Genomic DNA, 12,630 nt, shown 5'->3' on the forward strand with positions numbered 1-12,630 from the left:
CGAACACAGCGCCGCCCCGTACCGTACTCACACCCTTCAGGGAGTGCCCGGCCGATCCGTGGCCGGGGCCGCGGGTGATCCGTCGGGCACCCGCTAGTCCTGGCCGTACCGCGGATCCACCGACTCCGGCGACAGCCCGAGCAGCTCCGCGACCTGCTCCACCACGACCTCGTGCACCAGCAGCGCACGCTCGTCGCGGCTCTTGGTCCTGATCTCGACGGGGCGCCGGTAGACGACGATCTGCGCGGCCCGGTCCTTCGCCGCGGACACCGCGCGCCCCAGCGGAACGGTCTCCTCCTGCGTCCCCGGTACGTCCAGGACCATGAAGTCGACATCGGCCAGCTGCGGCCAGCGGCGCTCCAGCCGCTCCACCGAATCCTGTACGAGATCGCGGAAGGTCTCCGCCCTGCTGACCGAGAGCGGCACCTGGGGCGGAGCCACGGGGCCACGCATGCCGCGGCCGTGGCGGTCACGACGGCGCGGACGCGGTTCGGAGCGCGGCTCGGGCGGGTGGGGCGGCGGTACAGGACTGTCCATCACCGACGCAGCGTAACTCCCGGCGGGGCAGTGGGATCGCCGCTCACCGGCAGGGCAGCGGCATGTCCACTGTTGAACATTCCGGCCAACGTTGAGCCCGTTTCAGGCCCTGTCCGCGACCGCTGATCTCTTACGTAATGACAGCTTTTGTATCGAGTGGTAACCGGAATCGTTGCCGTTGCTACCTGCGGTTCTCTCTTCCGGTGCAGGTCAGGGTAGTTGCCCGAAAGGCGGTTGTGCCGGAGGTCACAGTGCGACACGGTGGGGTGACCTGAGGGAGAGTCGTCGCAGCCCGCTCAAGAGTGCGGTACCGTCCAACATCGTGAGCCCTGTACGTCGCTGTTCGCGCACCGCGTGCGGCCGCCCTGCCGTCGCGACACTGACGTACGTCTATGCCGACTCGACTGCGGTCCTCGGCCCGCTCGCCACCTATGCCGAGCCCCACTGCTACGACCTCTGTGCCGAGCACGGTGAGCGGCTGACCGCGCCGCGCGGCTGGGAAGTGGTCCGGCTCTCCGACCCCTCCGCGCCCACCCGCCCCAGCGGTGACGACCTCGAAGCGCTCGCCAACGCCGTGCGGGAAGCGGCGCGTCCGCACGAGCGCGCAGCCGAGGCCAGAGGCGGCGGACCGCATGCCGCAGACCCCATGGAGGTCGCACGCCGCGGCCATCTTCGGGTGCTGCGTTCGCCGGATTCCTGACCGCGGCGTGCTGCTCGGCGTCCTTCGCCTATGATTTCCCGTTACAAGTTTTCGCGTTCGGGCCATTGACCAGAACTTGTCGTGGACACGACTATTCCCTCACCCGTGAGAAATGGCTTCCGCATCACGGAATCCGGGGAGGTCTGTGTGTTTGTCCAGCAACTCGAGCCCGTAGCCGATTCGCTCGCCCTGTCCGCTCTGGTCGCGACGCTTCCCCTGGTCACCGTGCTGGTGCTGCTCGGGGCGGTCCGGATGCGGGCACATCACGCCGGACTCATCGGCCTCGTCGTCGCGGTCGCCGTCAGCTCGCTCACGTACGGCATGCCTCTCGGGCAGACCCTCTCCGCAGGCGCTCAGGGCGTGCTCTTCGGCCTCTTCCCCATCATGTGGATCGTCGTCAACGCCCTCTGGGTGTACCGCATGACCGTACGTACCCAGCACTTCGACATCCTCCGCCGCTCCTTCGGCCGGCTCTCGGACGACCCTCGCATCCAGGCGCTGGTCATCGCCTTCTGCTTCGGTGCGCTCCTCGAAGCCCTCGCCGGATTCGGTGCGCCTGTCGCGATCTCCTCCGTGATGCTGGTGGCGCTCGGCTTCGACCCGGTGAAGGCGGCCGTCGTCTCGCTCGTGGCCAACACCGCACCGGTCGCGTTCGGCGCCATGGGCACCCCGGTGGTGACGCTCGCCCAGATCACCGGGCTGCCGCTGGACGACGTGGCCTCCGTCGTGGGTCGCCAGACCCCGCTGCTGGCCCTCCTCGTACCCCTGATCCTGGTCTTCCTGGTGGATGGAAGGCGTGGGCTGCGCGAGACCTGGCTGCCCGCACTCGTCTGCGGAATCGCCTTCGCCGGCGCCCAGTTCGCCGCCTCCAACTACGTCTCCGCCCAGCTCGCGGACATCGCCGCCGCACTCGTGGGCGCGGCCGCGCTGATGGCCGTCCCCGGGGCACGCAGGCCGGCCGAGGAACCGGTGCGTGCGGCGGTCCTGACAGGCGTGCGGAGCGGGGACCTCGATCACGTGGACCCGCACCGCGAAGTGCTGCGCGCCTACGTCCCGTATGCCCTCATCGTCGCCGTCTTCTCCGTCGCCCAGATCCCGCCGGTCAAGGAACTGCTGGCCGAGGCGACCCGGGTCTTCGACTGGCCCTTTCTCGACGTCGCGAACCCGGCGGGCAAGCCGGTCGGCGCCAACCTCTTCACGCTCCCGGTCATCGCCACGGGCGGCACCCTCGTCCTGCTGGCCGGCCTGGTCGCCACCGTCGCACTCGGCGTACGACCCCGGGACGCGGCGCGCGAGTGGGCGGGCACGGTGTACGAACTGCGGTACGCGATCCTCACCGTGACCTCCGTACTGGCACTCGCGTACGTCATGAACCTCTCCGGGCAGGCTGCCACGATCGGCCAGTTCGTGGCCGCGGCGGGCGCCGGGCTGGCCTTTCTCTCGCCGGTGCTCGGCTGGTTCGGCGTCGCGGTCTCCGGCTCAGACACCTCCGCGAACGCGCTCTTCGGCGCACTCCAGGTCTCGGCGGCACGCGAATCGGGTCTCTCGCCGGAGCTGCTTGCCGCGGCGAACAGCTCCGGCGGGGTGCTCGGCAAGATGATCTCCCCGCAGAACCTGACGATCGCTTGTGCGGCGGTCGGTCTGGCCGGGCGCGAGGGGGACCTGCTGCGCAAGGTGCTGCCGTGGAGCCTGGGATTGCTGCTGGTGATGTGCCTGATCGTGCTGGCGCAGAGCACGACGGTGCTGGGCTGGATGCTGCCCTGAGCGCAGGACCAGGTCCGGCCGCCGGTTGACGACCGAGCAGTGACCGGCCGCTCCCGGCCACCGTGGGCGCAGCCGGGCAACCGTACGGCCGCGCCACTGCGCCACCGCTCAGCCACAGGACCCCACGGCCTGCCCAAAGGGCCGACGGGTAGTTTGGGCGGTCCGCAGAAACCTCAGGAGGACCGGCCCGTGGCTGCTGATCTGTCGCAGATCGTCAAGGCGTACGACGTGCGCGGAGTCGTGCCCGACCAGTGGGACGAATCGCTGGCCGAGCAGTTCGGGGCGGCGTTCGTCGAGGTGACGGACGCCGAAGCGATCGTGATCGGCCACGACATGCGGCCTTCGTCGCCCGGCCTCTCCGCGGCTTTCGCACGCGGTGCGGCGGCGCGCGGTGCGGACGTCACCCTCATCGGTCTCTGCTCGACCGACCAGTTGTACTTCGCCTCCGGCAGCCTCGGCCTGCCCGGTGCGATGTTCACGGCCTCGCACAACCCGGCGCAGTACAACGGCATCAAGATGTGCCGGGCCGGCGCCGCGCCGGTCGGCCAGGACACCGGGCTCTCCGAGATCCGCGCCCTGCTCGAGAAGTGGGCCGAGCAGGGCGTACCGCAGTCGGTCGCCACCCCCGGTACCGTCACCGAGCGCGACACCCTCACCGACTACGCGGCCCACCTGCGGTCCCTGGTCGACCTGACGGCCATCCGTCCGCTGAAGGTCGTGGTCGATGCGGGCAACGGCATGGGCGGCCACACCGTCCCCACCGTCCTCGAAGGGCTCCCGCTCGACGTCGTCCCCATGTACTTCGAGCTGGACGGCACGTTCCCCAACCACGAGGCCAACCCCCTCGACCCGAAGAACCTCGTCGACCTCCAGGCCCGAGTCCTGGCCGAGGGCGCCGACCTGGGCCTCGCCTTCGACGGCGACGCGGACCGCTGCTTCGTCGTCGACGAAGGCGGCGCGGGCGTCTCCCCGTCCGCCATCACCGCCCTGGTCGCGGCCCGCGAACTCGCCCGCAACGGCGGCAAGGGCACCGTCATCCACAACCTGATCACGTCCTGGTCGGTCCCCGAGGTCGTCCGCGAACACGGCGGCACCCCGGTCCGTACCCGCGTCGGCCACTCCTTCATCAAGGCGGAGATGGCCGCACACGGCGCGATCTTCGGCGGCGAACACTCCGCGCACTACTACTTCCGCGACTTCTGGAACGCCGATACGGGCATGCTCGCCGCCCTCCACGTCCTGGCCGCCCTCGGCGGCCAGCCGGGCACGCTGTCGGACCTGGTCGCACAGTACGACCGCTACACCGGCTCCGGCGAGATCAACTCCACCGTCGACGACCAGCCGGGCCGCACGGCGGCGGTGCGCGCGGCCTTCGAGACCCGCGACCACGTCACGCTCGACGAACTGGACGGCCTGACGATCACGGCACCGGACTGGTGGTTCAACCTCCGCGCCTCCAACACGGAACCGCTGCTGCGCCTGAACGTGGAAGCACGCGACGAAGCGACGATGACGGCGGTACGCGACGAAGTCCTGACGTTGGTCCGCAGTCAGGCAGCGTCAAACGACCCCGATGTGTGAGGGCGCCTGAGAGCGCGCCCGCCGGGCCCCTCGCGGCGCGCCGGGTACCCCGGCGTTCGACGGCATCCTTCCAGCCCGTCCGGTGCTCGAGGACCGGGGTTCCGGGGCGGCGCCCCGGTTCCCGGAACGGCGGGTGGGGGAACAGCCGGCCCGGGAGCCCCCACCCGCGCCCGCTCGGCGACCGCACCACCCCCGGCCAGGCCGCGCCCCCGCCACCCCGGCGGTAGGCTGACGTCGCCCGATCCGCGCGAATCCGAACCCTCTGTTCGAATGCTTGAAGGGACTCACCCCATGCCGCTCGAAGCCGGCCTCCTGGAGATCCTCGCCTGCCCGGCCTGCCACTCCCCGCTCGACGACCGGTCGGCAGCCGACAGCCCCGAGCTGGTCTGCACCGGCACGGACTGCGGCCTGGCCTACCCGGTACGGGACGGCATCCCTGTACTCCTGGTCGACGAGGCCCGCCGCCCCGCGTAGCGCGAGACACGGGAGCGCCGCCGCCCACCCGGCCGGGGCGCCCCCACCCCCGTACACCCGCAGCCCGCACGGTGATCAGCACGTGATCGGAGGCCCGTCCCCATGCTCGACGAGTCGTTGCTCGACGCCCCGGAAGCCCTGGCCCGAGCCGACCGCCGCGGTCTGCTCCGCGGCGCCGCCGAGGCCGGGGCGCGCGTCCGTACCGCCGCCCGGCACGCGGCGGAGGCCGGGATCACCGAGCTGGCCCCGGAGGGCCGCCCACGGGCTGTCCTGGTCGCCGGCTCCGGCACCGCCGCAGCCGGCGTCGCCGATCTGATCGGCGCGCTGGCGGGAGCCTCCGCACCCGTCACCCGTATCCAACCCACGGGCGTCGCACCTGCCGCGGGCGCCATGCGCTGGACGCTCCCCGGCTGGGCCGGCTCCGTCGACCTGCTGCTGATCGTCACGGCAGACGGCTCCGAACCGGGCCTCGCCCTGCTCGCCGAACAGGCCTACCGGCGCGGCTGCACGGTCGTCGCCGTCGCCCCCCGGCGGTCCCCGCTGCGTGAAGCGGTCGACGGGGTGCACGGCCTCGTCGTACCGATGGCGTCCGCCCCGCACGGCGAGTACGACGCCGAGACGTCGGCCGCCGGACCCGGCACGCTCTGGGCCCTGTTCACGCCGCTCCTCGCACTGCTCGACCGGGTCGGCCTGATCAACGCACCCGCCGAGACGCTCCAGAGCGTCGCCGACCGCCTGGACCGCACCGCGGAACGCTGCGGCCCGGCCATCGCCACGTACAGCAACCCGGCCAAGACGCTCGCCGCCGAGCTAGCCGACAGCCTGCCGCTCGTGTGGACGGAAGGCGATGCCGCGGGGCCGGTCGGGCGCCGGTTCGCCGCCGTCCTCGCCGAGCTGTCGGGCCGCCCGGCCCTCGCCGCCGAACTCCCCGAGGCCCTCCCCGCCCACGGGGCGCTGCTGGCGGGCACCTTCGCCGCCGGGGCCGATCCCGACGACTTCTTCCGCGACCGGGTCGACGAGGCGGAGCCCTTGCACGCCCGGGTCGTCCTGCTCCGCGACCGACCTGCCGGCGGTCTGAGCGCCGCCCCCGCCGCCCGTGAACTGGCCCTCGGCCACGACACGGCGATCAGTGAACTCGAACCGGACGAGGGCAGCGAACTCGAAGCCCTCGCCGAGCTCCTCGCGGTCACCGACTTCGCCGCCGTCTACCTGGCACTGGCCTCGGCAGCCCACGCCTGACCGCATCGCACGACCACCGCACGACCACCGCACCGCACGATCCGCGCATCTCACGAGGACGAACTCTCCATGGACCGGCTCTCCAACACCGTGCGCCCTTACGCCTGGGGCTCCACCACCGCCATTCCCGAGCTGCTCGGCGTCGCCCCCACCGGCGAGCCCCAAGCCGAAATGTGGATGGGCGCCCACCCCGGAGCCCCTTCCCGCCTCGCCCGCATATCCGGCACCTCGGAAGCCCTCACCGAGCAGCCCCTCACCGACATCATCGCCGCCGACCCGGAGCGCGAGCTGGGCGCGGCCGCCGTCGAGAAGTTCGGCCCCCGCCTCCCGTTCCTCCTCAAGCTGCTCGCCGCAGGTGCCCCCCTCTCCCTCCAGGTCCACCCCGACCTCGAGCAGGCCAGGAAGGGGTACGAGGACGAGGAGCGCCGGTCCGTCCCGATCGACGCGCCCCACCGCACGTACAAGGACGCCAACCACAAGCCCGAACTGATCTGCGCGCTCACCCCCTTCGAAGGCCTCTGCGGCTTCCGCAGGCCCACCGAGGCGGCGCAGGCGATGGCGGCACTCGGTGTCGACTCCCTCAAGCCGTACGTCGATCTCCTCGGCGCCCACCCCGAAGAGGCGGCCCTGCGCGAGGTGCTCACGGCGATCCTCACCGCGGACCCCGTCGAGATGGCCGAGACGGTGACGGCCGCGGCGGCCGCCGCCGAACGGCTCGGCGGCGCCCACGCCCCGTACGCCCGCATCGCACACCATTTCCCCGGTGACCCGGGCGTCATCGCGGCGATGCTGCTGAACTACGTACAACTCCAGCCCGGTGAGGCCCTGTTCCTCGGCGCGGGCGTCCCGCACGCCTACCTCGGCGGCCTCGGCGTCGAGATCATGGCCAACTCGGACAACGTGCTGCGCTGCGGACTGACGCCCAAGCACATCGACGTCCCCGAACTGCTGCGCATCGTCCGCTTCGAGGCGACCGACCCCGGCATCCTGCGCCCTGAGGCGTCCCCTTCCGGCGAGGAGCTGTACGAGACCCCGGTCGACGAGTTCCGGCTGTCGCGCTTCGACCTCTCGCCCGGCGCCGCGCCCGTCGACCTGACCAGGCACACTCCGCAGATCCTGCTCTGCACCGCGGGCGCACCCCGCGTCGGCACCCTCGATCTCACCCCCGGCGCCTCGGTCTTCGTACCGTCGGGCGAAACGGTCGAAGCGTCCGGTACCGGCACTCTGTTCCGCGCCACAGTTGTGGCCTGACGTACCGTCCGCATCAGCGGCTGCAACAATGTCCGGCCGTACCGCGGCGCCAGGGCCGCAGCACCGAAGAAGGGACACCAGGCACCCATGAGTGCGTCAGGCGGAACCAAGGCGATCGTGGCGGCACTCGCCGCCAACCTCGCGATCGCAGTGGCCAAATTCGTGGCGTTCCTGTTCAGTGGCTCGTCATCGATGCTCGCGGAGAGCGTCCACTCGGTCGCCGACTCGGGGAACCAGGGGCTGCTGCTGCTCGGCGGCAAGAAGTCCCAGCGCGAAGCCACCCCCCAGCACCCCTTCGGCTACGGGCGCGAGCGGTACATCTACGCCTTCCTCGTCTCCATCGTCCTGTTCTCGGTCGGTGGCATGTTCGCGGTCTACGAGGGCTACGAGAAGATCCTGCACCCGCACGAGCTCGAGGCCTGGTACTGGCCGGTCGGCGTGCTGGTCTTCGCGATCATCGCCGAAGGCTTCTCCTTCCGGACCGCCATCAAGGAGTCCAACGAGAGCCGCGGCGCCCTCACCTGGACCCAGTTCGTCCGCCGGGCCAAGGCCCCCGAGCTCCCGGTCGTCCTCCTGGAGGACCTCGGCGCGCTGGTCGGTCTGGTACTCGCCCTGTTCGGTGTGGGCCTGACCCTGGCGACCGGCAACGGCGTCTGGGACGGCATCGGCACGCTGTGCATCGGCATCCTTCTGATCGGCATTGCGATCGTGCTTGCCGCGGAGACGAAGTCCCTGCTGCTCGGCGAGGCCGCCGGTACCGACCAGGTCGAAAAGATCAAGGCTGCGGTGGTCGACGGCGAAACCGTCACCCGCATCATCCACATGCGTACGCTCCACCTCGGCCCGGAAGAGCTGCTGGTCGCCGCCAAGATCGCGGTCCAGCACGACGACACCGCCACCGAGGTCGCCAACGCCATCAACGCTGCCGAGTTCCGCATCCGCGAAGCCGTCCCGATCGCCAGGGTCATCTACCTGGAACCGGACATCTTCAACGAGGCGGCCGCCGCCACGGGCACCAACCCGGCCAAGGCGCCGGACGCTCCCGAGGCCCCCGACGCCGCCCCGACACAATCCGACCACTGATCCACCCGTACCCCGCCCCGGCCCTCCTCCCGATCACTTCCGGCCCCGGGCGGGCTGGGAGCGGTCGGCCCGATCGGTGTAGATTCGATGGCAGTGTCAGACGTCGCTGCTGATGGCGGTCGGCCGCTCCGCGCATGCGGACCGGGCGAGGGAGAGAGGGCCTCCGACGGACTGCGCTGCGAGCGCCCGGGCATTTCTGTGTCCGCCGCCGCAGAGCCAGCCGTACCCACCCTCGACACCCACTACGAGGAGCAGCCCGTTATGACGACGGTCGCCAATCGACAGGACTTCAAGGTCGCCGACCTCTCCCTCGCGGAGTTCGGCCGCAAGGAGATCACGCTCGCCGAGCACGAGATGCCCGGCCTGATGTCGATCCGCAAGGAGTACGCCGCCGCGCAGCCGCTCGCCGGCGCCCGCATCACCGGCTCGCTGCACATGACCGTGCAGACCGCCGTGCTGATCGAGACCCTGGTCGCCCTCGGCGCCGAGGTCCGCTGGGCCTCCTGCAACATCTTCTCCACCCAGGACCACGCCGCCGCGGCCATCGCCGTCGGTCCGAACGGCACCCCGGACGCCCCCGCCGGCGTCCCGGTCTTCGCCTGGAAGGGCGAGACGCTCGAAGAGTACTGGTGGTGCACGGAGCAGGCCCTGACCTGGCCGAACACCCCCACCGGTGGTCCCAACATGATCCTCGACGACGGTGGTGACGCCACCCTCCTCGTCCACAAGGGCGTCGAGTTCGAGAAGGCCGGTGCGGCCCCGGACCCGTCGACCGCGGACAGCGAGGAGTACGGCCACATCCTCACCCTGCTGAACCGCACCCTCGGCGAGTCCCCGCAGAAGTGGACCCAGCTGGCGTCCGAGATCCGCGGCGTCACCGAAGAGACCACGACCGGTGTGCACCGTCTGTACGAGATGCACCGCGACGGCACGCTCCTCTTCCCGGCGATCAACGTCAATGACGCCGTCACCAAGTCCAAGTTCGACAACAAGTACGGCTGCCGCCACTCCCTGATCGACGGCATCAACCGCGCCACCGACGTCCTCATCGGCGGCAAGACCGCCGTCGTCTGCGGCTACGGCGACGTGGGCAAGGGCTGCGCGGAGTCCCTGCGCGGCCAGGGCGCCCGCGTCATCATCACCGAGATCGACCCGATCTGCGCCCTGCAGGCGGCGATGGACGGCTACCAGGTCGCCACGCTCGACGACGTCGTCTCCCAGGCCGACATCTTCGTCACCACGACGGGCAACAAGGACATCATCATGGCCGCCGACATGGCCAAGATGAAGCACCAGGCGATCGTCGGGAACATCGGCCACTTCGACAACGAGATCGACATGGCCGGCCTCGCCAAGATCGAGGGCATCGTCAAGGACGAGGTCAAGCCGCAGGTCCACACCTGGACGTTCCCCGACGGCAAGGTCATCATCGTGCTGTCCGAGGGCCGCCTGCTGAACCTGGGCAACGCCACCGGCCACCCCTCGTTCGTGATGTCCAACTCGTTCGCGGACCAGACCCTGGCCCAGATCGAGCTGTTCACCAAGCCCGAGGAGTACCCGACCGACGTCTACGTGCTGCCCAAGCACCTCGACGAGAAGGTCGCCCGCCTCCACCTTGCCGCGCTCGGCGTGAAGCTCACGACGCTCCGCCCCGAGCAGGCCGCGTACATCGGCGTCGAGGTCGAAGGCCCCTACAAGCCCGACCACTACCGCTACTGATCCGGCACCGGTCCCGACCGTCATCGACCACACAGCTCACCGCCGGCCGGTGACCGGTCACTGACGGCAGGAACAGCCGCAGCCTCAGCAGCAGATACGAGCGCAGGCCCCCGCACCCCCGTGTCGGGGGCCTGCGCCGTACCGCACCCGCACAGCCCGAGGAACCCGAAGGACCCCATGCCACGCGGCCGTTATTCGCTCCACGATCCTCACGACCACACCCCCCTCGGCGAAGAACACTTCCACTGCGCCCCGGGCCCCTCCGGCTGGCGCTACGTCTCCCAGACCATCGCCCCCTCCGGCGACCATCTCGGCTCCGTCGATCTGGCCCTCGACGAACTCGGCCGCCCCATCCGCCTCGAACTGCACGCCGCGAGCTGGCAGATCCGCGGCGCCGCCCTCGAAGGCGTCACCTGGGTCCGCACCGACCCGACCGGCACTCATGCCACCGAAGGCAATGTCCGCGCCCACGGCTTCACCGGCACATCCCCCGCATTCCTCATCGCGACCTCACGCCTGCTGCGCCTCACCCCCGGTTCCCCCGCGACCCGCATCCGCCTCGTCGCCTTCACGGACCCGGTCCTCGCCCCCCGTACCGTCGACCAGTCCTGGGCCCTGGTGAACAGTGAAGCGCACGCCACTGACAACGGCCCTCTGATGGTGGACGAATACCAGGTCAACGCCCTGGACACGGGCGAACAGCACACGATCCACATCGCCGGCGACGTAGTCCTCGCGGCCCCCGGCATCGAGCTCGAACACCTGGAGACCCCGCCCTCCCCCCGCTAGAGGTCGTCCCGCAACCGGTGCGGTGGGTGGTGCGTCGACGAGGCGTGTCCTTGCATGGACGGTGAGCCGACAAGATCGCCGGCAAAGCAGGAATCGGGCTTCCCTGTGAGCAGACAGCAGGAGACAATCCAGATCACCACGGGGCCGCAGGACGGTTCCGCCAGACAAACGGGGGACCCATGATCTTTGTTGCTTCCATGGCAGTCGTGCTCGCGGCCGCGGTCGGGGTGTGCTTGGTCGTACTGCGGCGCAGAGGCGGCTCGGGGGAACGCGGGGCACTCGAGCGTGGGGCAGCGGACCAGGGACTCGCACAAGGGCTGGGCGCGGCGAACGCTACGAGGCAGAACACAGGGCCCTTCGGGTCCTGAGCCCTGGCCTCTCAGCCGAGCCGACTGTTCCACGACATGACCCCCAGGGGATAACGGCCACCCCATACGGGACAGCTTCTAGGCAGGCGGCGCGAACCCCGTACCCGGCTTCCGGTCCCCCGGCTCCTCCGTCTCAAAAACCCCAGGTTCGACAGGAGCCGCAGGAACAGCAGGCGCTAGAGGGGAAACAGTGTCGTGAGGGGCGACCGAGCTGACCGTCCCCGCAGGCCCCACCACCCCCACCGGAGCCGAACCAACTCCGACGCCCCCCTGCCCGAGGGGATCGGCCTGGGCAGCGGCGAACACCCGCCGGGCATCCCGCGCCTGCCGCTCGTTCACCACGCCGGCCAGATAGGCCGCGGCCGGCACCCCCGGCGGCACCGGAACCCCCGTACGCACTGCCAGCTCACCGGCCAGCCGCTCCGCCATCGACAGCCCCACCTCCGCATCGAGCTGCTGCATCCGCGTCAGGTACTGCCGTATCGCCAGCCACAGCTCGTCCGGGACCGCTGACAGATCCAGCCCGGCGAACCGCCCGACCAGCCACGGCGGCGGAGGCGGCACAGCGATCCCGCGCCCGGCCGACACCCGCTCCCGCACGACGAGCGTCCCCGCGAAGACATCCCCGAGCCGCCGCCCCCGCGCCGACACGAGCGACGCGATACAGGCGAAGACCCCGAGCGTCATCAGAATCTCCACGACCCCCATCGCGCCGCGCACCAGCGCGTGCCGGAACCGGATCGGCCCTCCGTCGTCCCGCACCACCCGGAGCCCACACGCGAGCTTCCCCAGCGAACGCCCATGACTGAGTGTCTCGACCGCGATCGGCCCGCCCACGAGCACCAGCAGAAAGGTCGCGACGGCTATGGCCGCACTTGCCGCCTCGTCCAGCGTCACCGTCGCAACGGCCAACCCGATCGACACCAGGATGAACACGATCCAGACCACGACAAGATCGATCGCCAGAGCCAATGCACGGCTCGGCAGTCTCGCCGGCCGCAGCCCCAGCACGACCGCATCCCCGGTCACAAGCTCACTCATCGCCGCCCACCCTTCGCCGACCTTCCCTGACCCTCGGGCGCTCAGTCTGCCAAGCTGACCCGCAGCGCGCCGCAGTAGTACGGA

At 70.6% G+C, this 12,630-nt stretch carries 11 protein-coding genes; 9 read left to right on the top strand and 2 right to left on the bottom strand.

Annotated elements, in window-relative coordinates:
* Positions 1 to 93: 93 nt before the first annotated feature.
* On the bottom strand, positions 94 to 537 hold the full coding sequence (locus OHB49_RS25805; RefSeq protein ID WP_078852937.1) for a metallopeptidase family protein: 444 nt from the start codon (positions 535 to 537) through the stop codon (positions 94 to 96).
* Between the two features lie 322 nt (positions 538 to 859).
* Here OHB49_RS25805 and OHB49_RS25810 point away from each other — a divergent pair, with 322 nt between their 5' ends.
* The 9 genes from OHB49_RS25810 (at position 860) to OHB49_RS25850 (ending at position 11,137) form a co-directional block, all read left to right on the top strand.
* A complete protein-coding gene (locus OHB49_RS25810) occupies positions 860 to 1,237 on the top strand; it encodes a DUF3499 domain-containing protein (protein WP_030977063.1) in 378 nt (125 codons plus the stop codon).
* A 147-nt stretch (positions 1,238 to 1,384) separates the two neighbouring features.
* Positions 1,385 to 3,001, top strand: coding sequence for an L-lactate permease (locus tag OHB49_RS25815; RefSeq protein WP_329163374.1), 1,617 nt, complete (start codon positions 1,385 to 1,387; stop codon positions 2,999 to 3,001).
* Between the two features lie 189 nt (positions 3,002 to 3,190).
* Complete coding sequence (locus OHB49_RS25820; protein ID WP_329163376.1) at positions 3,191 to 4,582, top strand: phosphomannomutase/phosphoglucomutase; 1,392 nt, start codon at positions 3,191 to 3,193, stop codon at positions 4,580 to 4,582.
* 291 nt (positions 4,583 to 4,873) lie between these two features.
* Positions 4,874 to 5,056, top strand: coding sequence for a Trm112 family protein (locus OHB49_RS25825; RefSeq protein ID WP_030927015.1), 183 nt, complete (start codon positions 4,874 to 4,876; stop codon positions 5,054 to 5,056).
* Between the two features lie 102 nt (positions 5,057 to 5,158).
* Positions 5,159 to 6,295 (top strand): SIS domain-containing protein, encoded by a 1,137-nt coding sequence (locus OHB49_RS25830; RefSeq protein WP_329163379.1) that lies wholly within the window; start codon positions 5,159 to 5,161, stop codon positions 6,293 to 6,295.
* Between the two features lie 69 nt (positions 6,296 to 6,364).
* A complete protein-coding gene (gene manA, locus OHB49_RS25835) occupies positions 6,365 to 7,546 on the top strand; it encodes a mannose-6-phosphate isomerase, class I (protein WP_030977069.1) in 1,182 nt (393 codons plus the stop codon).
* 87 nt (positions 7,547 to 7,633) lie between these two features.
* Positions 7,634 to 8,629, top strand: a complete 996-nt coding sequence (locus tag OHB49_RS25840; RefSeq protein ID WP_329163382.1) for a cation diffusion facilitator family transporter — start codon at positions 7,634 to 7,636, stop codon at positions 8,627 to 8,629.
* Between the two features lie 261 nt (positions 8,630 to 8,890).
* A complete protein-coding gene (gene ahcY, locus OHB49_RS25845; RefSeq protein WP_313937593.1) occupies positions 8,891 to 10,348 on the top strand; it encodes an adenosylhomocysteinase in 1,458 nt (485 codons plus the stop codon).
* Positions 10,349 to 10,525: 177 nt separating this feature from the next.
* Positions 10,526 to 11,137, top strand: a complete 612-nt coding sequence (locus OHB49_RS25850) for a hypothetical protein (protein WP_030977073.1) — start codon at positions 10,526 to 10,528, stop codon at positions 11,135 to 11,137.
* Positions 11,138 to 11,583: 446 nt separating this feature from the next.
* On the opposite strand, the gene OHB49_RS25855 is transcribed toward OHB49_RS25850, so the two are convergent.
* Entirely contained in the window at positions 11,584 to 12,546 is a 963-nt protein-coding gene (locus tag OHB49_RS25855; RefSeq protein ID WP_329163386.1) for an RDD family protein, read from the bottom strand.
* Positions 12,547 to 12,630: the final 84 nt, after the last annotated feature.

This window comes from Streptomyces sp. NBC_01717 (assembly GCF_036248255.1).
GTDB lineage: Bacteria > Actinomycetota > Actinomycetes > Streptomycetales > Streptomycetaceae > Streptomyces.

Coding starts and splice junctions, on each gene's coding strand:
- OHB49_RS25805 (WP_078852937.1), bottom strand. CDS start 537: ATGGACAGTCCTGTACCGCCGCCCCACCCGCCCGAGCCGCGCTCCGAA.
- OHB49_RS25825 (WP_030927015.1), top strand. CDS start 4,874: ATGCCGCTCGAAGCCGGCCTCCTGGAGATCCTCGCCTGCCCGGCCTGC.
- OHB49_RS25830 (WP_329163379.1), top strand. CDS start 5,159: ATGCTCGACGAGTCGTTGCTCGACGCCCCGGAAGCCCTGGCCCGAGCC.
- manA (WP_030977069.1), top strand. CDS start 6,365: ATGGACCGGCTCTCCAACACCGTGCGCCCTTACGCCTGGGGCTCCACC.
- OHB49_RS25840 (WP_329163382.1), top strand. CDS start 7,634: ATGAGTGCGTCAGGCGGAACCAAGGCGATCGTGGCGGCACTCGCCGCC.
- ahcY (WP_313937593.1), top strand. CDS start 8,891: ATGACGACGGTCGCCAATCGACAGGACTTCAAGGTCGCCGACCTCTCC.
- OHB49_RS25850 (WP_030977073.1), top strand. CDS start 10,526: ATGCCACGCGGCCGTTATTCGCTCCACGATCCTCACGACCACACCCCC.
- OHB49_RS25855 (WP_329163386.1), bottom strand. CDS start 12,546: ATGAGTGAGCTTGTGACCGGGGATGCGGTCGTGCTGGGGCTGCGGCCG.